General features: G+C 66.1%; 19 protein-coding genes and 1 tRNA gene. 8 read left to right on the top strand and 12 right to left on the bottom strand.

The features are described 5' to 3' along the window. Positions 1 to 70 precede the first annotated feature (70 nt). Positions 71 to 1,435, bottom strand: a complete 1,365-nt coding sequence (locus H283_RS0112700) for an ABC transporter substrate-binding protein (protein WP_020143902.1) — start codon at positions 1,433 to 1,435, stop codon at positions 71 to 73. Positions 1,436 to 1,783: 348 nt separating this feature from the next. Between H283_RS0112700 and H283_RS0112705 the strand changes: the two genes are divergently transcribed. The 3 genes from H283_RS0112705 to pntB all read left to right on the top strand — a co-directional run bounded on the left by H283_RS0112705 (position 1,784) and on the right by pntB (position 5,840). After that, positions 1,784 to 2,692: a helix-turn-helix domain-containing protein gene (locus H283_RS0112705; protein ID WP_231372275.1), complete on the top strand. Its 909-nt coding sequence runs from the start codon at positions 1,784 to 1,786 to the stop codon at positions 2,690 to 2,692. A gap of 187 nt (positions 2,693 to 2,879) precedes the next feature. After that, a complete protein-coding gene (locus H283_RS0112710; RefSeq protein WP_020143904.1) occupies positions 2,880 to 4,445 on the top strand; it encodes a Re/Si-specific NAD(P)(+) transhydrogenase subunit alpha in 1,566 nt (521 codons plus the stop codon). A gap of 6 nt (positions 4,446 to 4,451) precedes the next feature. Further along, positions 4,452 to 5,840, top strand: a complete 1,389-nt coding sequence (gene pntB, locus H283_RS0112715; RefSeq protein WP_020143905.1) for a Re/Si-specific NAD(P)(+) transhydrogenase subunit beta — start codon at positions 4,452 to 4,454, stop codon at positions 5,838 to 5,840. Between the two features lie 116 nt (positions 5,841 to 5,956). Here the strand turns inward: pntB and H283_RS26710 are convergent, their stop codons facing one another. The 4 genes from H283_RS26710 to H283_RS28185 form a co-directional block, all read right to left on the bottom strand. Beyond that, positions 5,957 to 6,883, bottom strand: a complete 927-nt coding sequence (locus H283_RS26710) for a hypothetical protein (RefSeq protein ID WP_020143906.1) — start codon at positions 6,881 to 6,883, stop codon at positions 5,957 to 5,959. Positions 6,884 to 7,043: 160 nt separating this feature from the next. Next, on the bottom strand, positions 7,044 to 8,543 hold the full coding sequence (locus H283_RS0112725; protein WP_020143907.1) for an APC family permease: 1,500 nt from the start codon (positions 8,541 to 8,543) through the stop codon (positions 7,044 to 7,046). Positions 8,544 to 8,719: 176 nt separating this feature from the next. After that, entirely contained in the window at positions 8,720 to 9,520 is an 801-nt protein-coding gene (locus H283_RS0112730) for a PH domain-containing protein (RefSeq protein ID WP_020143908.1), read from the bottom strand. A gap of 18 nt (positions 9,521 to 9,538) precedes the next feature. Then, positions 9,539 to 9,709 carry a TcpD family membrane protein gene (locus H283_RS28185; RefSeq protein WP_020143909.1) on the bottom strand — a complete coding sequence of 57 codons (171 nt, stop codon included), beginning with the start codon at positions 9,707 to 9,709 and terminating at the stop codon, positions 9,539 to 9,541. A gap of 150 nt (positions 9,710 to 9,859) precedes the next feature. Here H283_RS28185 and H283_RS0112740 point away from each other — a divergent pair, with 150 nt between their 5' ends. Next, a complete protein-coding gene (locus H283_RS0112740) occupies positions 9,860 to 10,849 on the top strand; it encodes a small ribosomal subunit Rsm22 family protein (protein ID WP_028785558.1) in 990 nt (329 codons plus the stop codon). A gap of 27 nt (positions 10,850 to 10,876) precedes the next feature. Here the strand turns inward: H283_RS0112740 and upp are convergent, their stop codons facing one another. Beyond that, positions 10,877 to 11,515 carry a uracil phosphoribosyltransferase gene (upp, locus tag H283_RS0112745; RefSeq protein ID WP_020143911.1) on the bottom strand — a complete coding sequence of 213 codons (639 nt, stop codon included), beginning with the start codon at positions 11,513 to 11,515 and terminating at the stop codon, positions 10,877 to 10,879. A 17-nt stretch (positions 11,516 to 11,532) separates the two neighbouring features. Here upp and H283_RS0112750 point away from each other — a divergent pair, with 17 nt between their 5' ends. Then, positions 11,533 to 12,036: a nucleoside deaminase gene (locus H283_RS0112750; RefSeq protein ID WP_020143912.1), complete on the top strand. Its 504-nt coding sequence runs from the start codon at positions 11,533 to 11,535 to the stop codon at positions 12,034 to 12,036. Between the two features lie 10 nt (positions 12,037 to 12,046). Continuing rightward, positions 12,047 to 12,136 (top strand) — tRNA-Ser (locus H283_RS0112755). A 73-nt stretch (positions 12,137 to 12,209) separates the two neighbouring features. Here H283_RS0112755 and H283_RS0112760 read toward each other — a convergent pair. Together H283_RS0112760 and H283_RS25050 are read right to left on the bottom strand one after the other, a co-directional pair. Next, entirely contained in the window at positions 12,210 to 13,478 is a 1,269-nt protein-coding gene (locus H283_RS0112760; protein ID WP_231372276.1) for a site-specific integrase, read from the bottom strand. After that, positions 13,475 to 13,699, bottom strand: coding sequence for a helix-turn-helix domain-containing protein (locus tag H283_RS25050; RefSeq protein WP_020143914.1), 225 nt, complete (start codon positions 13,697 to 13,699; stop codon positions 13,475 to 13,477). Before H283_RS25050 ends, H283_RS0112760 begins: the two co-directional genes overlap by 4 nt. A 296-nt stretch (positions 13,700 to 13,995) precedes the next feature. On the opposite strand from H283_RS25050, the gene H283_RS0112770 reads away from it, so the two are divergent. Further along, the gene (locus tag H283_RS0112770) at positions 13,996 to 14,325 is read left to right on the top strand and encodes an Lsr2 family protein (protein WP_020143915.1); all 330 of its coding nucleotides are present in this window, start codon (positions 13,996 to 13,998) and stop codon (positions 14,323 to 14,325) included. A 1,502-nt stretch (positions 14,326 to 15,827) separates the two neighbouring features. Here the strand turns inward: H283_RS0112770 and H283_RS0112780 are convergent. The 4 genes from H283_RS0112780 to H283_RS27755 all read right to left on the bottom strand — a co-directional run bounded on the left by H283_RS0112780 (position 15,828) and on the right by H283_RS27755 (position 22,384). Then, entirely contained in the window at positions 15,828 to 16,271 is a 444-nt protein-coding gene (locus H283_RS0112780) for a hypothetical protein (RefSeq protein WP_020143917.1), read from the bottom strand. 800 nt (positions 16,272 to 17,071) lie between these two features. Further along, entirely contained in the window at positions 17,072 to 19,801 is a 2,730-nt protein-coding gene (locus H283_RS27230) for a P-loop NTPase fold protein (protein ID WP_196805978.1), read from the bottom strand. A 685-nt stretch (positions 19,802 to 20,486) separates the two neighbouring features. Beyond that, positions 20,487 to 21,401: a tyrosine-type recombinase/integrase gene (locus tag H283_RS0112790; protein WP_020143919.1), complete on the bottom strand. Its 915-nt coding sequence runs from the start codon at positions 21,399 to 21,401 to the stop codon at positions 20,487 to 20,489. Between the two features lie 221 nt (positions 21,402 to 21,622). Beyond that, complete coding sequence (locus tag H283_RS27755; RefSeq protein ID WP_156023155.1) at positions 21,623 to 22,384, bottom strand: hypothetical protein; 762 nt, start codon at positions 22,382 to 22,384, stop codon at positions 21,623 to 21,625. A gap of 585 nt (positions 22,385 to 22,969) precedes the next feature. Between H283_RS27755 and H283_RS0112795 the strand changes: the two genes are divergently transcribed. After that, positions 22,970 to 23,542: a hypothetical protein gene (locus tag H283_RS0112795; RefSeq protein ID WP_020143920.1), complete on the top strand. Its 573-nt coding sequence runs from the start codon at positions 22,970 to 22,972 to the stop codon at positions 23,540 to 23,542. Positions 23,543 to 23,567: the final 25 nt, after the last annotated feature.

Consider the following 23,567-nt stretch of genomic DNA (forward strand, 5'->3'; position numbering starts at 1 on the left):
AGGAGGTGTGGTGCCGGGCCCGGGGCGTGCCGGACCCGGCACCACGTGTCACCTGTTCGTCAACAGGGGGTCACTTCTTGTGCTTGTCGCCCGCCGCCTGGGCGATCGACTGGCACTTGCTGAGCGCGTCGTCGATCGTGCCGCGGTCGGCCAGGTAGTCCGCGACGAGCTGGGCGCACTGGTTGCCGACGTCCTGGAACTCGGGGATCGAGACGTACTGGATGCCGACCCAGCCCTGCGGGTTGATGCCCGGCTGCTTCGGGTTGACCGAGCTCATGACGTCGAGCGTGATGGGCGCGTACGCCTTGGCGGCGTCCTTGTACTCGGGGATGTCGTACGTCGAGGTCCGCGAGCCCGGCGGGACGTTGGACCAGCCGATCTTCGTGCCGACGAGCTTGATGTAGTCCTTGCTCGTGGCCCACTTGACGAACTTGACCGCCGCGTCCTTCTGCTTGGTCGACGTCGGGATCGCGAGGTTCCAGCTCCAGAGCCAGCCGGACTCCTTGGTCTTGTCGACCGGCATGTGCGCGTAGCCCATCTTGCCCTTGACGGGCGAGTCGGCCGCCTCGAGCATCGAGGCTGCGACGGAGGCGTCGGCCCACATCGCGGCCTTGCCCTCCTTGAGGGCCGTGAGGCACTCGTTGAAGCTGTAGGAGACAGGGTCCTTCTCACCGGACTGGTCGAGCATCGTCTTGTAGAAGCTGACCGCCTGCTTCCACTCCGGGGTGTCGACGGTGGCCTTCCAGCTGCTGTCGTACCAGTTGCCCCCGAAGGTCTGCACGACGGTGGTCAGCGGGGCGAAGAGGTCTCCCCAGCCCGGCTTGCCGCGCATGCAGATCCCGGCCATGTCGGCGGTGTTGACCTTCTTGGCCGCGTCCGCGACCTGCTGCCACGAGGGGTTCTGCGGGATCGTGACCCCGGCCTTGTCCATGACCTCCTTGTTGTACATGAGGATCGAGGACTCCCCGTAGAACGGGACGGCGAAGAGCTTGTTGTCGAAGGTGTTGACGTCGCGGACCGGCGGGAGCAGGTCGGCCACGTCGTACGACGCGTCGGCCTGGAGCTCCGGGGTGAGGTCCACGAGCCACCCGTTCGCGCCCCACTGGGGCGTCTCGTAGGCGCCGATGGTGACGATGTCGTACTGGCCGGCGCCGCTCGCGACGTCTGCCGTCACGGCTGCGCGGAGGTCGCCTTCCTCCATGACCTGGAAGTTGACGGTGACGCCGGGGTTCGCCTTCTCGTACTCGGACTTGAGCTTCTCCATGTCCTTCATCTGGCCGTTGTTCACGGTGGCCACCTTGAGGGTGACGGCGCCCCCGGCGGCGCCCGTGGACCCGTTGCCGGACTGCACTGCCCCGGACGAACAGGCAGCCACCGTCATGGCGACCGCCACCGCGCCCGTCCCCAGCGCGAGCATGCGCTTGTTCGCAAGCATTCCTAACTCCTTTGGTAGGCATTCCTCGTTTCCGTCGGCCCGGTTCCACCTGGCCCTGCGGCGATCTCCGCTTCGTTCTTGACGGGAACTTGCCGGAACGGTAATGACGGGCGAGTCGGCACAACAAGCACCATGAGCCCCCTGTCATTGATACGATTTTTCGCAGGGGTGGGCGTTGTGGGCGACATACCGGTCACAGCCCCGCACGGGACGGCGACGATGCCGTCCACCGCGGCGAAGGAGACGAAGATTTCGTATCGATCCGGCCAGTCTTCCGGCGGTGGCTCCCGCACGACCGAGGGTGACGCGCTGCGTTCCGTACCGCCGGGCCCCCTGCTGGGTCAGCCCGTGCGCCGGGAGTACATCCCGCACCACCCCCAGGCGTCGGCGCGGGTGCTGACGCACGACTTCCCGAGCGAGATCTGCGGCTGGGGCTTCCATCCCGAGTACGAGATCCACCTCATCACCAAGACGCGGGGCAGCTTCATCGCCGGCGACCACATCGGCACCTTCGCCCCGGGTCACGTCAGCCTGATCGGCCCGAACCTGCCGCACGACTGGGTCAGCGACCTCGCCGAGGGCCAGGTGGCCGTCGACCGCGACGCGGTCATCCAGTTCAGCGACGAGTGGATCCATGCGGCGATGGAGCACCTGCCGGAGCTGGCCGAGGTGACGGAGGTGCTCCAGCGCTCGACCCGCGGCATCGTCTTCTCCGGTGCCACGGCCTGGCGGGCTGCCGAGACGATCCTCGCCTGCGTGCACAGTCAGGGCGTCGAGCAGCTCGGCCACCTCTTCAAGCTCCTCGCGCTCTTCGCGCACGCCCCGCCCGAGGAGTACGACCTCGTGGCGAGCGAGTGGATGGGCCGTCCGACCGACGCGGCGTCGCGCGACGCGGGCGAGGCTGGGCTCAGCTACATCTCCGACAACCTCACCGGAGACATCCGGCTGTCGACGGCCGCACGTCTCGCGTACATGTCGGAGCCGACGTTCTCGAAGTACTTCAAGAGCGCGACCGGCATGACCTTCTCGAGCATGGTCAAGAAGCTGCGGATCGCCTACTCCCGACGCCTGCTCGACACGACCGACCACTCCGTGGCCCAGGTCGCCGAGATGAGCGGCTACCACAACATGGCCAACTTCAACCGGCAGTTCCTCGCCGAGGTCGGGACGACGCCGAGCGCCTACCGACGGCTCGAGTCGGACCAAAAGCCGCCGCCCGAGGTGTTCAGCCTCGGTCGTCGGGCGCCTTCGAACTGACCCTCCGGGGTGACGCCGAGGTCGCCGAGGCCGCCGCTCCGACGCCCGGTCTGCCCACCATCAGAGACGGTCGGGTCCGGTCGCGTGTCTTTTGTGTGACGTGCCCGGCAGACCTGCCGCTACCCGTGCGTCGTGCTCTAGGTTCGTGAACCAGTGCCCACAGCCCTCCCGCGCGAAGGAGCCCAGCGTGCAGATCGGTGTCCCCCGTGAGACCCGTGCCCGCGAGACACGTGTCGCCGCGACGCCCAAGACCGTCGAGCAGCTCGTCGGACTCGGTTACGACGTCGCCGTCGAGAGCGGGGCGGGGGAGCGGGCGAGCTTCTCCGACGAGGCGTATGCCGTCGCCGGCGCTCGTGTGGTCACGGCTGAGGAGGCGTGGGGCTCGCCGATCGTACACAAGGTCAACGCACCCTCCGACGACGAGATCGCGCGGCTTCGACCGGGCACCGTCCTCGTGTCGCTCCTGGCGCCGGCCATCACCCCCGACCTCGTCGAGAAGCTGCGCGCCGCGGGCGTCACCGCGATGGCGATGGATGCCGTGCCGCGCATCAGCAGGGCACAGTCCCTCGACGTCCTGTCGTCGATGGCCAACATCGCCGGCTACCGGGCCGTGGTCGAGGCCGCCCACGAGTTCGGCTCGTTCTTCACCGGGCAGGTCACGGCCGCCGGCAAGGTGCCCCCCGCCAAGGTGCTCGTCGCAGGGGCCGGTGTGGCGGGCCTCGCCGCGATCGGCACGGCACGCTCGCTCGGGGCGATCGTCCGCGCGACCGACGCCCGAGCCGAGGTGGCCGAGCAGGTCGAGTCGATGGGCGCGGACTTCCTCGCCGTCCAGATGCCCGAGGTGGATGCCGCAGCCGCGTCGAGCGACGGCTACGCCAAGGAGATGGGCGAGGAGTACAACCGGAGGGCCGCCGAGCTGTATGCCGCCCAGGCGCCCGACGTGGACATCATCGTCACGACGGCGCTCATCCCGGGACGTCCCGCGCCGCGGCTCATCACCGGCGAGATGGTGGCCTCGATGAAGCCCGGCTCGGTCATCGTCGACATGGCGGCGGCCAACGGCGGCAACGTCGAGGGCGCGGTCGCCGACGAGATGGTCGTCACCGACAACGGCGTGACGATCATCGGCTACACCGACCTCGCGGCCCGTCTGCCCACGCAGGCGTCGCAGCTCTACGGCACGAACCTCGTCAACCTCATGAAGCTCCTGACGCCCGGCAAGGACGGTCAGCTCGTCCTCGACTTCGACGACGTCGTGCAGCGCAACATGACGGTGGCCCGCGACGGCGAGCTGCTCTGGCCGCCGCCCGCCATCCAGGTCAGCGCGGCCCCGGTCGCGCAGACGGCAGCCGGCACGAAGGTCGTGAAAGAGCCTGAGCCACCGAAGGACCCGCGGCGCAGGTATGCGGGGATGGCGATCGGCGCCGTCGTCTTCGCGGCCATCGCGGCCGTGTCGCCGCCGAGCTTCCTCGGGCACTTCACGGTCTTCGCGCTCGCCGTCGTCATCGGCTACTACGTCATCGGCAACGTCCACCACGCGCTGCACACGCCCCTGATGTCGGTCACCAACGCGATCAGCGGCATCATCGTCGTCGGCGCGCTGCTCCAGCTCGGCTCGGCCGGGTCGGTGGGCGGCACGAAGGGTGTCGTCATCATGGTGCTCGGCTTCGTCGCCGCGCTCCTGGCCAGCATCAACATCTTCGGTGGCTTCACCGTGACCCGCCGCATGCTGACGATGTTCCGGAAGGGCTGACCGCACATGGACATCGCACTCATCCAGGCGGCATACATCGTCGCGGCGCTGCTCTTCATCATGTCGCTCGCCGGGCTCTCGAAGCACGAGACCGCCCGCGACGGCAACGTCCTCGGCATGGTCGGCATGGGCATCGCCCTCGTCGCCACGCTCTGGCTCTCCCTGCGTGATGCCGTGTGGTCGGCCTGGCTGCTCATCGCGGTCGCGATGGTCATCGGCGCCGCGATCGGCATCGCCCGGGCGCGCAAGGTCGAGATGACCGGCATGCCGGAGCTCATCGCGATGCTGCACTCGTTCGTCGGTGCCGCCGCCGTGCTCGTCGGCATCAACACCTTCGTCGCCACGTCCGACCTCGTCGGGGTCGAGGGTGAGGCCGTGCACCTCGTCGAGATCTTCCTCGGCGTCTTCATCGGAGCCGTCACGTTCACCGGCTCGATCGTCGCGTTCCTCAAGCTGTCGGCGCGCATCTCGAGCAAGCCGCTCATGCTGCCGGCACGCCACTGGCTCAACCTCACCGCACTCGTCGTGTCCGCAGGGCTGATCGTGTGGTTCGTGACGGCGCACTCGATCGTGCCGCTGCTCGTCATGACGGCGATCGCGCTCGCGTTCGGCTGGCACCTCGTCGCCTCGATCGGCGGTGGCGACATGCCCGTCGTCGTCTCGATGCTCAACAGCTACTCGGGCTGGGCTGCGGCCGCCGCGGGCTTCATGCTCGGCAACGACCTGCTCATCGTCACGGGCGCACTCGTCGGCTCGTCCGGTGCCTACCTCTCCTACATCATGTGCAAGGCCATGAACCGGTCGTTCGTGTCGGTCATCGCGGGCGGGTTCGGCTCCGACGGGGCCGTGTCGAACTCTGACGTCGACTACGGCGACCACCGCGAGACGAACGCGGCCGAGGTCGCCGACCTGCTCAAGAACGCGTCCACGGTCGTCATCACCCCCGGCTACGGCATGGCGGTCGCGCAGGCGCAGTACCCCGTCGCCGACCTCACGTCGAAGCTGCGTGAGCGGGGCGTGGACGTCCGCTTCGGCATCCACCCGGTGGCCGGTCGCCTCCCGGGCCACATGAACGTCCTGCTCGCCGAGGCCAAGGTGCCCTACGACATCGTCCTCGAGATGGACGAGGTCAACGACGACTTCCCGGACACCGACGTCGTGCTCGTCATCGGCGCCAACGACACGGTCAACCCGGCTGCGGCCGAGGACCCGACGTCACCGATCGCCGGCATGCCGGTCCTGCAGGTGTGGAACGCCAAGGACGTCGTCGTCTTCAAGCGCTCGATGAACGCCGGCTATGCGGGTGTCCAGAACCCGCTCTTCTTCCGCGACAACTCGGCCATGCTCTTCGGCGACGCCAAGGAACGCGTCGAGGACATCATCAAGGCCCTCTGACCGACAGAACCGACTGACCGAGTGCCCCATGACTGGCCGAATGCCTTGGTATGCCGGGCAGCCCGGTCAGTCGCGGGGCAGTCGAGGGCGCGTGGGGCAGCCAGTCCGGACACGGTTCAGGCGCTGCGGGGTCGACGGACGTCGCGTCGGGATGAGCGCATGACGGCGGCGTGCAGCAGGGTCCGGACGCGCTCCGGGTGTGACAGGTCAGCCCACACCAGTCGGACGACTTCGTAGCCGAGCGAGCGGATCCGGTCCTCACGCTGCTTCTCGGCGAAGAGCGCGTCGCGGCCCTCGTACTTGACCTTGCCGTCGAACTCCACGACGACGCGGGTGCCCTCGACGAGGAAGTCGACGCGGTCCGGCCACCCGCTCGCGGTCAGCTGCCCCGTCCCGGGCACGTCGTACTGCGGCACGAACCGATACCCGAGCTGGTGCAGGAGCCATGCCGTGAGGGTCTCGCCCGGAGACTCGTGCAGCGGCTCGATGCGGTGCGCCACCGCACGCGCAGCCACGATCCCGCGGTGCCCGTCGAGCAGGGCCAGGGCGTCGTCGACCTGCGCGCGAGTGGCGACTCGCGACCTCATCGCGGCGTCGCCCGCGACGAGAAGGGCCCGGCGGCTCCGCAGCCCTGTCTGGGCGATCGCGAGAGCCGGTGTCACGGAGCGTTCCGGGTCGAGGGGGTGGGCCGTCGGGCACTGGTGCAGCCGCACCCACCGACCGAGGTGTGCCGGGATGCCGGGCTCGGTCCACGTGAGATCGACGCGAGAGGTGACCGGACGGAAGGTCGGCAGACCGAGGGTGAGCAGGGCCGCGTCGTGGCTGAGCACGGCGCGACCGGCATACTCCTGAGCGGCCGCAGCCACGCGCAGACGCCAGAGCTCGTGGTCGGAGGCCGGCCGCCCCGGCGCGTACCAACCGGGCCGGAGACGCGTGCAGCTACCGGCGCGCAGCAGACGGCGGAGCGCTGCGGCATCAAGTCCGAAGCGTGACGCGGCGGCGCTCGAGAACACGCCGTCGCGGGCGATGGTGGACAGGTCCATCGGTCCATCGTGGCCTCGAAGCCCCCGTCCGTGCAGGAGGCCTGTGGACACCTACCGGTTCGCTGCCCGCCCACGGCACGACTGCCCCCACATGGAACGACTCCCACGGCATGCCGTGGGAGTCGTTCGAAGAGAGAGCAGTCGAGCGTGTGGGGCGGAGTCAGCGTTCGCTGAGCACCTCGGGGGCTGCTCGGCGGCCTTCCTCCTCCTCGCCCGTCGCCAGCTTGCTGTGGTGGCGGGAGTAGAGGAAGTAGATGAGGAAGCCCAGCAGCATCCAGATGACGAACCGGATCCACGTCTCGACCGAGAGGTTGAGCACGAGGTAGAAGCAGGCGGCTGCCGACAGCCACGGCACGACGGGGTTGCCCGGCACCTTGAACGAGCGCTTGAGGTCGGGGCGCCGCTTACGCAGGATCGGGACGGCGAGCGAGACGAGCATGAAGGCGGTCAACGTGCCGATGTTGACCATCTCCTCGAGCTTCCCGATGGGGGTCAGCGAGGCGATGAGGGCGACGACGGTGCCGATGATGAGCGTGAGCCTGACCGGGGTGCTCGTGCGCGGGTTGGTCCGTCCCAGCCCGGCCGGGATGAGGTGGTCACGGCTCATCGCGAACGTGACGCGGGTCGCGCCGATGATGAGGGTCATGACCACCGTGGTCAGACCGGCGACGGCGCCGGCCGAGATGAGCGTGGCGTAGCCCTCCTTGCCCACGGACTTGAACGCCGTGGCGAGCGCCGCATCGGGGTCGATGTCCTTGTAGTTCTGCATGCCGGTGATGACGAGCGTGACGGCGACGTAGAGCAGGGTGCAGATGGCGAGCGAGCCGAGGATGCCGCGGGGGAGGTCACGCTGCGGGTTCTTGGCCTCTTCGGCCGTCGTCGCGACGACGTCGAAGCCGATGTAGGCGAAGAAGACGATGGCGGCGCCGGCCATGATTCCCATGACGCCGTACGTCGCGGGAGTCATGCCGGTGATGACCTGGAGCAGCGGCGTCGTCAGGCCCTCTGCGGCCTTGCCCGGCTGCGACGGCGGGATGAACGGGGACCAGTTGTCGCGGTTGATGAACTGGATGCCCGCGAAGATCACGAACAGCACGATGAAGAGCTTGACGCCGACGAGCACGAGGTTGACGCGCAGCGACTCCTTGATGCCCCAGGCGATGAGCAGCGTCAGTGCGGCGATGAGCAGGAAGGCCGGCAGGTCGAAGTGCGACCCCGGCCCCACCGATTGCGGCCAGGTCACTCCCAGCTGCCCCAGGAAGGTCACGAAGTACTGCGACCACCCCTGGGCGACCACGCTCGCGCCGAGCATGAGCTCGAGGAGCAGGTCCCAGCCGATGATCCACGCGACGAGCTCGCCGAGCGTCGCGTAGGAGAAGGTGTAGGCCGACCCGGAGACGGGAACCGTCGACGCGAACTCGGCGTAGCAGAGAGCGGCGAGGCCACAGACGATCGCGCCGATGACGAACGACAGGGCGATGGACGGACCGGCGTAGTCCTTGGCGGCTCTGCCGGTCAGCGTGAAGATGCCGGCGCCGATGATGACACCGATGCCGAAGACCGTGAGGTCAAGGGCGCTGAGTGTCCTCTTCAGCTTGTGGTCGGCCTCTTCGGACGAGGCCATCGAGGCCTCGACCGACTTGGTGCGGAACACGCTCATGCTGACCTCCGAGCGGTCGGTGACGGGCGGATCATCACAAACTAGCGGTGAGCGCGACCGCCTGCGAGTCCTGCCCGGGCGTCGTCGGCCGCGCGCCGCGGGGGATGCCGCGGCTACCGAGTGGTACCCGCCCGGCGCACATCCGTGTCACCGGATGCCGGGATCCGGCGAAGGGCTCAGTCGCGGGAACGGGGCCAGATCGGGCCGGTGTCGGCGCCGCGACGGCGACGCTTGAGGTCGTCGCTCTCGTAGACGGTCTCGGACCCGTCGGACGGCCGCTGGATCGGGACGGCCCGCGAGTAGGAGTCGAGACGGTCCTGGATCGGGTTGTGGGTGCGGTGCACGTCGGGGTACGACGTGCCGCCACCCGGGGCGATCGGGCTCACGGGCGGTATCTGACCGCCGGGCTGCCCGGGGTCGTCAGGGAACTCGTCGTCGATCTCCTCGAAGTCCTCGTCGCCGGGTGGCGGGACGATGTGGAAGATCTCGGCGCAGATGTCGCGGTAGGTCTGGTCGGGGTTGGGCACCCACTTGACCTCGCGAAGCGCCTGGTCCTGGCCGGCGCTCTCGAGGACGAACTTGCCGTAGCCGAGGAACTGGCCGGGGATGGAGCGGACGTAGCTCATGTCGGTGACCTTGAGCAACGGCATCATCGCGACCTTGTGGGAGATGAGGCCGTAGCGCAGCAGCAGCCGCTTGTCGGTGGCCACGAACCAGTTGTGGCTCCAGTCGAGCAGGCACCACAGGAGGCGGGCGAGCAGCCCGAAGAAGAGCCACCAGAAGATGGTGCCGAGGGCCTGGGTGGCCTTGGTGACGTTCGAGTCGACCCACACGGCTGCGGTGAGCCCGAGGAGCATGGTCGCGACGGGCTCGGCGAGCTTGCCCCAGTGCGCACGCACCGCGGTGACGAGTCTCTCGCCAGGGAGCAGGATCGGCGCCAGTCCCGCCGGGACCTCCGTGCTCCGCATCAAGGCCATGAGCTCAGTGTGCTCGCATCAGCGGTTGAGCAAGGAGTTGAAGAACCTGAGGATCGCGTTGAAGCCGTCGACGATCACACCCCAGATGTTGCTGACGATGTCGGCAGCCTTGTCGGGGGACGTGAACACGGCGTAGACGAAGAACGCGAGCACGATGATCACGATGATCTTCTTGGCCTTGGGGCCCATGGTGTGTCGCTCCTTGGAGGGAAGGTGCTGGCGCTGCCCTGACAGCCCCACGGCACAGGGGTGGGACCAGTGTGCCGCACGTGGCTGGTGGGGTGCGGCATCGGCGCCCGCGTGTCGGCTTGACGTCCCCGTCGCCGCTATCCTCCACGGGTGTCGCGAACGCCAGCGTATGCCGCCGAGCTGCGCACCGCCCTGAGCCGCGCCGCGCGTGGGGTGGACGAGCGCGAGCTGACCCGGGCGACCGAGGCGCTCGTGTCGCGCTACCGGTCGGTCGCGCCCGCGTCGGCGCCGATCCTCGCCTCCCGGGTGCACGTGGCCGCGTATGCCGCCTACCGGATGCCGGCGACGCACGCGGCGCTCTCGCGGGTCATGGCCGATCTCGCCGACCGGGGGCTGGCGCCGCGTTCGCTGCTCGACCTCGGTGGTGGCACGGGCGCGGCGGCGTGGGCGGCTGCGGGCGCCTTCGACTCGCTCGAGTCGGTCACGGTGCTCGACCAGGTGGAGGACGCCCTGACCCTCGGTCGTGACCTCGTCGCCGACGCTGCGTCGCCCGCACTGAGGGGCGCGACGTTCCGCCGCGCCGTCGCCGGCGCGTGGCCGCAGCTCGAGGCCGATCTCGTGACGGTGTCGTACGTGTTGAGCGAGCTCGACGAGAGGCAGCAGGACGGGCTCGTCGCCGACGCGATGCGCCTCGGCCGCGCCGTCGTCGTCGCCGAGCCGGGGACGCCCGACGGCTACGCGCGCGTGCTCCGCGTCCGGTCGGCTCTGCTCGCGGCCGGCTGGACCCTGCTCGGCCCGTGTCCGCATTCGATGGAATGCCCTCTCGCACAAGGGGACTGGTGCCACTTCGCGGCTCGAGTGAGCCGGTCGGCGGAGCACCGTCGGCTCAAGGGGGCGGAGCTCTCCTACGAGGACGAGAAGTTCTCGTGGGTCGCGGCCGCCGCTCCCGGCGTGCTCGACTCCCCGACCCGAGAGGCGATCTCGGGTCGCATCCTCCGACACCCCTTGAAGCGCAAGGGACTCGTCGAGTTCCAGGTCTGCCGACCCGACGGGACCGCGGGTCGCGAGGTCGTCTCGAAGAAGGCGGGGGAGCGCTACCGCAGGGCGCGCGACGCCGAGTGGGGCGACGCACTGCCCTGACCGGACGGCATACGCAAGGGCGTCTGCTCAGACGACGCCGTAGAGGCGGTCGCCCGCGTCACCGAGCCCGGGGACGATGTAGCCCTTCTCGTTGAGCTTCTCGTCGATGGTGCCGAGCACGACCTTGACGGGGATGTCGCTGTCGGCGAGCTCGTCCTCGAGGTGCTGGATGCCCTCGGGCGCCGCGAGCAGGCAGACGGCGGTGATGTCGCGGGCACCCTTGGCGGTGAGGTAGTCGATCGCCATGACGAGCGTGCCGCCGGTGGCGAGCATCGGGTCGAGGATGAAGACCTGGCGTCCGGTGAGGTCGTCGGGCAGGCGGTTCGCGTACGTCGAGACCTCGAGCGTCTCCTCGTTGCGGATCATGCCGAGGAAGCCCACCTCGGCGCTGGGGAGCAGCTTGACCATGCCGTCGAGCATGCCGAGACCGGCACGCAGGATCGGGACGATGATCGGCTTGGGGTTGGAGAGCTTGATGCCGGTGGTCGGCGCGACCGGCGTCTCGATCTCGAACGGCTCGACACGGACGTCGCGCGTGGCCTCGTAGGCGAGCAGCGTCACGAGCTCCTCGGCGAGGCGCCGGAAGGTCGGGCTGTCGGTCCGCTTGTCGCGCAGGTAGGTCAGCTTGTGGGCGATGAGCGGGTGGTCTGCGACATGGACGTCCATGGGTGGAAACTTATCGCGTGGCGAAGAGATCCGAGACCCCCGACAAGAGCTCCGTCCCGGCCCCGGAGACGTATGCCGCCTGGGTCGGCCAGGCGCTCGACCTCGCAGCGGCGACCGTCGGCTCGCAGGACGTCCCCGTCGGCGCTCTCGTTGTCGACCCCGAGGGCAGCGTCGTCGGGCGCGGGCGGAACGTCCGTGAGGAGCTGGGCGACCCGACGGGCCATGCCGAGGTGGTCGCGCTGCGTGAGGCGGCGCAGGCGCTCGGCTCGTGGCGGCTCGACGGCTGCATGCTCGTCGTGACGCTGGAGCCGTGCGTCATGTGCGCCGGCGCGACGATGGCGGCGCGGGTCGAACGGGTCGTGTTCGGCGCCTGGGACCCCAAGGCTGGAGCCTGCGGATCGGTGTGGGACCTGACCCGGGACCCGCTCGCGACGCACGTCGTGGACGTCGTCGGGGGCGTTCGGGCGGAGGAGTCGGCGGCCCTGCTCGTCGATTTCTTCGAGGGCCGGAGGCTCGGGTAAGGTCTCTCCCGGTGGCGTGTCCGAGCGGCCTAAGGAGCACGCCTCGAAAGCGTGTGTGGGGGTAACTCCACCGTGGGTTCAAATCCCACCGCCACCGCCAGTCACCTGCAGAAACGCCGGTTCGAGCCTCAGGGCCCGGACCGGCGTTTCTCGTGGTGGTCTCAGTTGTGGTCTCATTCGAGGTCCGCCGGGCTCTCGAGCCCCGGCCAGAGGAGCCCGTCGACCTGGCGTGCGACGTCGTCCCGGATCGGTGCGACAACGTGGGCGTAGCGCTGGGCCATGGCGGGGTTGGACCAGCCCATGATGCTCATCATCGTGGTTTGGCTCACCCCGAGCATGAGCAGCACGGTCGCTGCGGTGTGGCGAGCGTCGTGAAGTCGTCCATCACGGATGCCTGCCCGCTGGAGCAGGACCTTCCAGTGAGACCAGTCGGTGCGGGGGTTGATGGGGTCGCCCGTCTCGGTGGTGAACACCCACCCGCCCTCATGCCATGCGTTGCCGGCGTGGACGTGCTCTTCCTGTTGGACGTGCAAGTGGTGCTGGAGAAGGGTGACGAGCTGCGGTGGTAGGCCGACCTGCCGGTTGCCGGCGCGGGACTTCGTCGTGTCTGTCTCCGGGTTGATGCGGACACGCTCTGGGCAGTGGCCGGCCTGCGCCTTGCCGCACGTGCCCCCGCAGGCGTGGGCGTACCTGGGGCGCAGGAGTGAGCGGCGAGCGGTCAGGACCCCGTTGTCGAGGTCGATGTCGGTCCACTTGAGGCCAAGTACCTCGCCCTGGCGCAGGCCAAGGGCGAGGGCCATGACCCAGCGGACGCCGTTGCGTGACTCAGCGGCCGCGACGAACAGTCTGCGGATCTCATCAACGGTGAACGGCTCGATGTCGGGTGGGACGACCCGGGGTGCTCGGGCGATGGTGGCCGGATTCCGAGGTAGGTGGCCACGGCGGACGGCTTCGTTGAGCGCGGTTCGGATGGTGCGGTGAACCTGGTGGACGGTTGCGGGCTTCGTCTCGGCGCTGAACTTGGTGGGCTGGATCAGGATCCGGCGATAGAGGGATTCGAGGTGCTCGGGCTCGAGGAGCTCGAGACGGTGTGCGCCTATCCCGGGGACGAGGTGGTGACGTACGGCGACGCGGTACGCCGACAGCGTCGTGGCTTTGACGTGCCCGGTCACGACGTTGTCGAGCCAGTGCGTGAGCCAACTCTCAACGGTCCACCGGGTGCCGGCTGTCGGAACCGTGCGCTGCTCACGGTGCTTCTCGAGCCTACGCACCTTCTCGGTCACGCCAGCCTTCGACGCGGACCGGACGTGGCGACGGTCAGGTCTTCCGTCGTCGCGAATGCCGACGGTCACACGTCCATGCCATGATCCGTCGCTGCCCTTGTAGATAGACGAGCGGCCATTTGGCTGTCGTGACATTGACGAGGTCATCGTCAATGTCATCCGATGCCGGAGTCGCCACTGTCGCCGGGCGAAGAAGCAAGCGCGCGAAGGCGGGCCACGAAGTCGTCGAGGGCGTCGCACGGGATGCGACGCAGGCGACCGATGGCGATGGACTCGATGTCGCCGCTGCGCACGAGCGCGTAGACAAGGGTGCGCCCGACGCCGAGCCTCTCTGCGGCTTCTTCCACCGTGAAGACGATGCGCTCCGTCTGAACGGACATGGTGCCTCCTGAACGTTGGCGTGCTGATAGCACCAAGACCGACCCGAGCGGGGCACCACGCGTTTCGTGTGCATCCTGATCTATTTGACGCGCAATCCCGACCATCGGTTGATGAGCGGGCCCGGCTCCGGCCAGGAGAGGGTGCCTCTCTGCTCAACACAGCCCGCGGATGGAGCAGCAGAAAGCGTTGTCGTCGGTATGCGTCGCCTCCCACTCGCGACGAAGTAGCCAGCTGCACATTGCGTGTGCTTCGATGCTGCCGCAGGGATTCATCAAACAGTTGGAGAACCCAAGGCATGGCACAGCGAATTCAGACGATTCTGGACGATGACATCGACGGTGGCCCCGCCGATTCCACGATTCAGTTCAGCTATCAAGGCACTCAGTACGAGATCGACCTCTCCAAGGAGAACGAGCAGAAGTTGATCGCAGCGCTCGAGCCCTTCACGAGCAGAGCCCGCAGGATCGGCGGCGGCCGCCGATCCTCGACCAAGGCGCCTGCCGGGAAGACGGACAAGAACCAGCTCCAGGCTATGCGCGACTGGGCACGCTCCAACGGCCTCAAAGTCTCTGATCGGGGCCGGGTCAGCCAAGAAGTGCAGGACGCATACAACGCCTCACGCTGAGACCAGCGACGAAGGTCGCCCGCCCCGGCAAGGGCGGGCGACCTTCGCGTTCGTCGTGCTTTCAGTGTTTCTCGCTCCCGAGGGATTGGTCCGTGCAGCGGGCCCGCTGTCGCACGTAACACGCAAGGGCCCAGACCCGACTGGTGCGCACAGCCCGCCAAGGCGGAGTTGCGTGGTCGGAGGTTACGCCACCCCTCGGACTCACGCGTCAGGCAGCGTGGGAGGGATGGCGCGACTTGGACGACCTCACTTCACACGTGAGCAACCAGACCGCCGACTGTAACTCCGCGGCCTCTGCGGAGTGGTCCACAACCAATCTTCCCCGAGCTGAGGAGTCCCTTCGCGGCGATAGGGGACACTGCCGCTTCGCGGCGCTATGACGCGCCTTGCCGGCACTCAGGTAGACGCAGGTGGCTCTGGGTCCGACTCGATTGCCTTCACGGCAGCCGACACGCCACCGTGGTCACTGCCCTTGCGCATTGCCAGCGCCGCTTGGATCAGTTTGCGCACCGTCAGCAGAAGCATCAGGCCGCCCGAGATCCCGCACCCAGCTTCCAGGAGGGCGGGTGAGAATGGGCCCCACCTTCGGAAATCTGCGGTGAACAGAGGGACGAGCAAGGTAATTCCAACACCGGCGTAGGCCGCGGCCTCCGTCAACCGCACGCGTCGCTCGAACTTGCGAGCTAGGCCCCTCTGAAAGCTCTCCAAGTGTGCTTGCAGCCTGTCGTGGGTCGTCCTAACGACAACCTGATCAACGTTCTGACGCAACTCGACAACGGGTGTCTCCTCGTCACGGACTAGGCGAGGTCTCGATGTCCTGCGTGCTTCATCGCCCGCGACGCCCAACCGGGGCGGCGACTCTGGCAGCGTGGACGCGTCGGTCGGGTCGGGTTCTCCCAACTGCGGCGGCTCAGACACCTCCTCACCGCCCCTGGTCGACCGGATCCCTCTGCTCCCTTCCCTCAGGGTCCCGCACAGCGGTCACTTCCGCCATGGTTATCGGCCGCCGGTGGTTCTAGTCGAAGCAGGCACTAGACGCCGTAACCGCGAGCTGCGCCAAGGCTGCCCTCTGTGTCATGTCGCCAATCGCGTAGCTGATGAGCCGATGGTGTTGGGCTGTCTCCCAAGGCTTGGGATAGCGAGGAAGTCCCACGGCTGGGCTGCTGGTCGAGTCGGAGGCAATGTGACCACCCAAGACTGTTGAGTCACGGGTGGTCGGCATGCGGCGGAGTGGCGCGGACCTTCGACTCGCTCCTCGAGGCAGTCACGACGGAGCGGCTTCCCTCGATGGCCCTGAACGCTGCGTGTCGAATGACGTTTGGTAGAGCACAAGAGGTTGTCGATTCTGATTGCTTCTACCGTCTCCGGGGAAGTGGACATTTTCGCGGGTCCCGAGGACATGATGGGTAGAAAGGTTTGCCGGACAGCTGCGCAAACCCGGACCTCCACGCATCGACGACGTGGGGTCATGTGCTGTTCGGGCGGGAAGGCGGGGCGTAATGTCAGGAGACGATGATCGCGTTGATGTCTGGGTTAGGCCCCTGCACTGGTTCGTGAGAGATCAAGGCTCTGGGGTCGCGCATCTCCTTGATTACGAGTGCGCCACGGCTGATCACGCGCTGTGCGGCAGGCCGTTCGGCGAGATCAGGTGGCAGGGTGATGAGCGCCCTCGTGCCGTCTGTCGGCGCTGTCAGGAGCGCCTGTCGAAGCACGAGGCCGGCGAGTGGCAACGACGCGCAGAAGCTGAGGCCGCACGCCGCCGCGAGCAGGAAGCGGAACTGCAAGCAATTCGTTCCCGGCTGCGTCGCGCGGAGAGAACCATCCTCGACCTCGAAGCCGCTTCGACGGCGTTCGACCCTGAGGTCATAGTGCTGCACTGGTACGTGCGCGACCGAGGATCCCGTTCTGCACACCATCTGGACAGTGAGCGAGAGGCGCTCGACCACGGACTCTGTGGTCGCCCATTCGACGAGATTCTCTGGCAGGGAGCCGAAAGACCGCGTGCCGTCTGTCGGGCTTGTCAGGCGCACCTCGAGGCCTACGAAAAGAGGTGGTGGCAAAGGGTGGCCGCAGCCGAGCACGCGCGCCGCACAGCATTGGAGGAGGCCCAGAGCCGCTCGGACGAGCAGCGACGCTCCCTCGAGCAGAAGATCGAGAACCAACGCCTAGCGTTGAAGGGTTTTAATGAGCGCGTCCGGTCGGCGAAACCGTCAAACCTCAAGCCGCCACGACCCACACCGTCTTCGGGTAAGAGGTCCAAGCGGTCGCTGGCACACGACCTGCCCCGGCTCACCAAGCAGACGCGCTCGCGAACGTCAGAATCTTGGTTACCAGAGGGATACAAGCTGCCTACCATTCGGGTCGTTCCAGGCGGCTTGCCTGGTCATGGAAAGGGCCGTTAAAAGGGCCGATGACCAAACGGGGAGAGGCGAGGAAGTCCCGCACCGCCCGCACCGAACTCGCGTGGCAGGCGATTGGGCCAAGCGCATGAACCACCAGACTCAACGCTCTCTGCACGTAGCATTCGGACTCCCGACGAATCTCCGGGCCTTCGCGACCGCTGTGGTCGGCTCGCGGCGGTGGGACCCGCCCGATTCGCGGCGGTAGGACACAACCAACACAGCCCTCTCAGCAACGATCGCATCGACCCTCGTCGGTGAGGCCATGCACCAATGGCCAGCGGCATGAGGCCCGCATGGTGCGGGGGGTTGTTAACCGCGCTGGGCGGATCGCTAGCAACGATTCCTCACAAGGAATCTTCGGGTCGCAATCTAGCTTGGAACCCTAAGGGCAAGTATGGATACACGCCGTCGAGGCAGTTCAACAAGTCAGTAGCCGATACATATCCGAAGGCCGCCACGTCCTGGCGAACAAAGTTGCTCCATCTTTCGCCTTCTTCGGATTCCTTGTCGACATGTCGTTCCATGCTTCGAATAATGTCCGCGGCGTTGGATGGCTCGCTCGCACGGTTCGCCAAGAGTTCCTGCAGCGCAGATGGCACCCCGATCGCCAGCGCCGCTGCCAGCAAGAGACCCAGCCCTGCGTGCACGTCTTCCGCGTTCTCCTCCTCGATCTCGGCGGCCAAGTATCGTGCGCGCAGAACTAGGTACAAGTTGAGAAAACGCTGGGCGCGGCGTGGTGAGTGGGAGACCAGAGGAGCGACGACCCGAAGTGCTGCGATCTCGTCCGGATTGAGGAATAGCGCTGTCGTGAGGCGGCGCAGGGCCAACTGCTCTGCGATCCCAGCTCCGATGGGACCTCCGGTCCTCCGAGGAGCATTCGCCTTCCGCCTCGAAATAGGGAAGCTTGTGTCGGAACCCTCAGCTGAACTCGATGCAGGTCCGTTCGAGGAGTTCGCTAAGCCTGCCAAAAGGTCGGCCGACCCTTCGATCCCCATGGGGGGAAGAGAGTAGGTCAGCTGGAAGATCTTCTCGAGGTAATCTGCAGCGGTTGTAGAAGCTGACCGATCGGCAAGAAGAACCGGATGGCGCTCTCTCAGGGATTGCTCAAGCCATCGGGGGTTCACGCCCACTACGACCACGAACAAAGGCAGGGCAAGGAGTAGGTGAACGGCATCAAGCACATCCGCTACGCGCTCCGGGTCGCAACGATCCAGGTCGTCGATGTATAGGATGATTCGATCAAGCTTCCCATCTTCGTGATCATTGCCACTCAGGGTGTTCTTTATCAGTTCCTCCAGCTCGCGCAGGTCTCGATGCGCGAGCGCGACTACGCCCAAGTAGTTTTGGTAGTCCGCGCTTTCCGCGCGCTCCTTGAGATACCTATGCAACAGTCTCACGCCGGTCATATCGTCATGCTTCAGCTTTGCCTGCGCCTCAGCAACCTCGGCCTCGACCAACGCTGTTTGCCTTTGCGTGTAGTCCGCCTCCGCGAGCCTCACTTCATCCTGCAAGATGGCCATCTCCTCAGCGAATCGGTTCTCGACCTCCTTCAGTCGTTGTTCGAGTTCATGCTGTACCCGCAGCGCAGGTCTTAACAATCTTCGAAGTAATGTGCTTTGTCGGGAAATCAAAGCCGCCGCGGCGGAAAAGACAGCTGTGACTTGCCCGATGACAAGGGCGGCGGATCCCGCCCACTCGTCCCAGAATCTCAGGACGAGAGAAAGAGCAAAGGTGGTCAGCCCGACTATCGCGGCGGCGTACAGTCCGAATGCCAATGGGGACTTAAATCTTCCACCCGCAGTCGCTAAGACTCGTGCGCGACGTGCGAGCGTTGTGATCATACCCGCCGTTTCCCACAACTCCTTCGCGGAGTCCAGCATTGGGGGAACGCCGAGGGTGGTCGCCGCGCCGCTCAAGTCCTTCTTGAGTTCTGTATCTGCCGCCGTAACTTCGACAGCTGCCCAAAGGTCTCTTTTTCCCAACCGATGCGCATCAGTGAGTGCTTTGCGGCGCCGGGTTGAGGCGGCGGCCACGGCATCTTTTGCGACCGCAACACTTTGCTCCGCCAACTTGAGTCGAGCTGCGGCATCTGCGCTCATCTGTTGAGCGCCGGTCAGCTGCCCTATCGCCTCATCCAAGGCCTTTTGGTATGCAGGCTTGGTGCCATTAAGGCATGTAAAGACATGATCCAGGAGGCTGGCCCACAGGTTTCCCTCCGCATAATGCCACGCGCTGAACCATACATGCGCGACGTTTCGGCAAAAGGTGCTGCTCGTGACATCCTGCTCGCTCAGTGAATGAATTTCTGCCTGCAAATGCTTCATGAAGAAGGTCTTGCCGCTTCCCCATTCGCCATAGAGACCAACCGCTATTGGCGGCTCGAGCCGTCGAGAGGACAGAAGCGCAGACATGGCCCTCACGTCTGGACCTATGCCTATCAGGTCCGTTGAGTTTGCTGAATCAGCAACCAACCCGGCCACAACTAGTCCGCGGGACGAATCATTCGAGGAGCGCAGCGATCGAATTCGTGCGCCCTGACTACCTAGCTTTGGGTTCTGGTCCGCCTCCAAGCCTCCGGAGCCAAGCGTGGATGTAGTCTGGTCTATTCGGGCAAGGTCTTCCTTTGCGAAAGGGTCTCCAAGTCGGGCGCCCTGTCGGAACCGGTCGCGCGCCTCGAGCATGTTGCCCCTGCGTTCCTGCAGCAGTCCTAGATCTCGGATGGCGTCGCGATCGCCCATGTCGGCGGCACGCTGCAGCGCCTCAACCGCTGCGTCCACGTCACCGATCCGCTCCAAGAGGAGTCCGAGCTCTCGCAGCGCGTCGGGATCACCCCTATCTGCCGCCTCGCGCAGGGGCACAACTGCCGCAGACTCCTCGCCCTTTTGCATGAGGACCTGGGCCAGTTCCCGGGCAGCGTCCATATTGTTCTCCAGTGCCGCGCGGCGCAGCCAGGATTCTGCGAGGTCGAGATCGCCGCTCGCTCGCGCCATGAGTCCCAGTTCACGCATAGCGGTCGGGCTGCCCATTTCAGCGCGCCGGCGCAAGCTTTCCGTTTCGTCCGGGGGACTTGCCACGGCCTCCAACTCGAGGGGGACCATCATGGAGTTAGGATGCGCCTCGTGAGGCCCGGGCTGCCGGGCCGATGTGAGCTGATAGGTGCACCCAGGTTCACTACATCTCCATTCCCTTGCAACGGCTGAGCCGTCGCCCGGCACTCTGGGGTCACCCATGTCGCTGGCAGGCGTCCGGCCGTACGCACAGATATTCGACGATTGTGCAAGCAGAGCAGATCTTGCGTGCCTCTGCTGCTCCTCGGCGCCGCTCCAGGAACGTCGCAGTGAGGCGCCTTTGATGCCGAGCGGGCTCAGCCATGAATCTCCCTATCCCAGCCGCGACATGACAGACTGACCCTACCGCCCGAGGGCGCAGGCCGATGAACATGTCTGGCCGGCGGAAGGGATGTCGAAGATACGTGCTTGCGGAACGGTTGACGACGATTCCAACACCTTTGAAACTTGATCACCGCACGCAGATGAGCCGGGCTCGCGCGGCCATCTCGATAACCGATACGGGATCGCTTGGTCGACGCAGCGGGAGCGTGAGCCCAGACCAGTTCGCCCGGCGATCTCGCGCTCAACTGTGCTAATCGCCCTCACCTCTGCCGACGGGTGCAATATCAGCGGCGTGACGAACGGGGTCTATGTGGGGGCGGCGACGCTGCCCCACAGTGGGCGGAATCGACGCGGGCCGGGCATCTTGTCAGACGCCCGCGACGTAGGCGGTTAGGAAGTGGACGCCATGCCGGTCGAGGTTGCCGCGAGCGCGGTCGTAGTGCTCGGTGGTGCGCGGGTCGGCGTGCCTGGCGAGAATCTGTGCGTCGCGGAGCGGGACGCCAGCGTCGAGGGCGTTGGTGATGGCGGCGTGCCGTAGCGAGTGAGGGCTGATGTGCCGCGGGATCCCGGCGGTCTTCGCGATGCGGGCGACCATCCGGTAGACATCGCGTCGATCAACCGGCTTGCCAGAGACCGGCCTAAGCACCAGCGGGCCGGACGTGCGTTGGCCGCGGCACGCCTCGAGTGCCCGGAGTACAGGGACGGTGACCGGCATGGTGGCCGGTTTGTTGCCCTTGCCGACCAGGTGCAGCACGCGGTGTCCGCGCAGGGTGTCGGCGTAGTCCTCGATCCGCACCGCCGCCGCTTCCGAGGCGCGGAGGGCGTTGATGCCCAGCAAGTACGCGAGGGCGCCGTGGTGGACGGTGATGGTCTGGGCGACCTGCAGGAACCGGATCAGCTCGAGCCTGTCGAGCCCCTGGGTGCGGGACTCGTCGCGGTGAATCTTCGGCAGCCGCGCGTACACGGCTGGGTCGGCGCTGATCAGGCCGTCGATGTGGGCGAACCGGAAATAGCCACGGACGGCGTGCATCATCGTGTTGACCGAGGAGTCCATCAGCCCGCAGTCGCCGAGGTGTCGGATGTAGAGCTCGACGTGGGCTCGCTGGATGCCGGTCAGTGCGTCCAGCCCGTTGCTCTCGCACCAGGCGAACCACTGCCGCAGCTGAAACGCGTAGAGGGTGTGAGTGCGCCCGCCGTAGCGGGCCAAGTACGAGACCGCCGCCAGTTGGGCCGTCGACATCGTCGCGGGCTGAAACGGAAGAAGTGCCGTCGGAGCGGACATTGGGTCACCTCGCGCGGCGACTGAATACTGGGCCGGACCCCGTTCGCCGCCAACGTGGCCAGCATCTGGGGCTCATCGACGGTAGACCGGGGCGTGTTCTCGCGTCGGCAGGCGGCGGAAAGACGCACTCGCAGAATCGCCTCGGAGGAGTCGATAACGTCATGTGGACTGCCGGCCAGTTGCTGTCCAGGGGTGAGACGTCGGGTGGATACACCTAGAGGTCAGGTCAGATTGACGTACGGCGGATGCGCGAGTGGATCTTCGGCCAATTGAGGGCGAATGACCACGCTTCGCCAGGTCCCTCCGACGAAGGCGCTAAGCCCATGTGACTTCTCGTGCTCAGCGGCCAACTGAAGGCCGGTTACGGCTGCCTCTGCTGCAGCGACTGCCGTCATCTCACGTACGGACTCATGCTGGCCGAATCGCTCTCTCATTGGGTTTCTGTACCACGGCGAGTGACCACCGATCTCATTCAGATATCGATCAGCTTCGCCGGTAAGCGTGCCTATCGCACGGAAAGTCGGTTCTGCTCTTTGCGGCGAATCTCTCGTGACGTCGAGGATCCAGAACTCTGGCTTGGGTTCAGGCAGGTCGGGGTAGCCGCAAAGGAGGCCCATGAACTCACTTCGAACCGTAGTCCCCTCGTCGGTCCACATTTCAGCAACCGGATATAGCACTTCCAACCGCGCGAATTGCGCTTGGATTCGGCACGCAAGCGACTCGAGGGAAGTGTGCGCCGTCCATACAGCTTCAAGCTCTCCAAGCATTTCGTCTGCGATATGGGCGACTTCGAAGCCCCCGTACGATCCTCTATTCACGAATAGAAGGCAGTACGGAAGATGATTGGGCGCGATGGCGAGCTTGCGCGTATCGGTGAGAGCCGGCCGCGGATCAGCCTCGTTCGATATGGTTGAGAAAGTCGTCTTGCCATCACATAGCGCGACCAACCCGTCAGTCGCTGCGAATGCCAGGCAGAGACTCATGGTTTCTCACCCTTTGCTGACCGGTGGCTCTTGCGCGCTACCCGAGGCCTAGGCCAACGATGAGCCGGCGTGAGCAGCCATCCATATGCCTGACAGTACCGCCACGCCGGGCGCGGAGCACATCGACCTGGTTGGGAGTGCTGCCTCAGGCTTGCCAAGGTTTGGCAGTGTCGGTTTGGCAGGGCGCGGCGATACCCAGACCCATTGCCAGGCGCCCAGACGCGGCGGAAGGACGCGAGCGCCCTGATGGGGGCTGACGCCCTCCTAGTGCGGACGGGGGACGCGTTACCTACGGCAAGGCGCTTTTGCAGTGTCGGCCCAAGGCGTCAGACTCGGATAGTGAAGCCATCTCGTCAAGGAAAGTTCCCCTACTCGGCGTTCACGCAAGCCTGTCGAGCGTTCCGCCCAACCGAGCTGCTACCTGCCATCGCTGAAGCTTCTGCAGACCTTGGCGAGCCGCCGTACTCAACCCAAGCAATGATGCGAACACCGCCGTGGGGGTTGGCTGCGGCAGCCCGAGAGTCGCTGCTATATGGTAACGAGTACCGCTCCAAACCCGTTGACGCGGACGCCCTGCGTTCCCTGATGCACAAGTTCCAGGTCGCAATGGACATGAACGATTCCGAGGCCAGCGACGTCGACTTCTTTGTCCGACTTACCACGCGTTTAACGTATGAGCAGTTCCCATACCAAGAGTCGATGTTCGAGGAGGTTGCGCGCTCACACGCTTGGCTAGTCGAGGGACTGCCTGATGTCGAAACGAAGGTAATCACTACGGACTCGTTGGCGTCCATGCTGGGTGGCCTGTCCTTGCGGGAGGCCATCGGCGCTACCTTCTTCCTCCAAGTCGGAGCGCTGCAGAACGAAGGCACGTATAGGCGGAGTTGGCTTGACCAGCCCAACTTTGCTGAGGTGTTGAAGGTCTACCCCCGGTCGTCCATAGAGCTGATATCAAGCCGCTTGACGACGACACCTGAAGGCTTTCGTGCAGCATTCGCGCAGCACTCACTCGGGACGGCCACGATGTCGCGATTCGACTACAACCCGCTCGTCGCTACACCGTTTGTGGATCTGGGCGACACAGTCGTAGCACCGGCAACACGCCTCATCCTGCGTACCGTTACGCCGGGGGGGCTTGTACTATGCGGGCCTGGCTGAGCATGGGGTCACGTTCGCTGAAGAC

This window comes from Terracoccus sp. 273MFTsu3.1 (assembly GCF_000383675.1).
Taxonomy (GTDB): Bacteria; Actinomycetota; Actinomycetes; order Actinomycetales; family Dermatophilaceae; genus Terrabacter.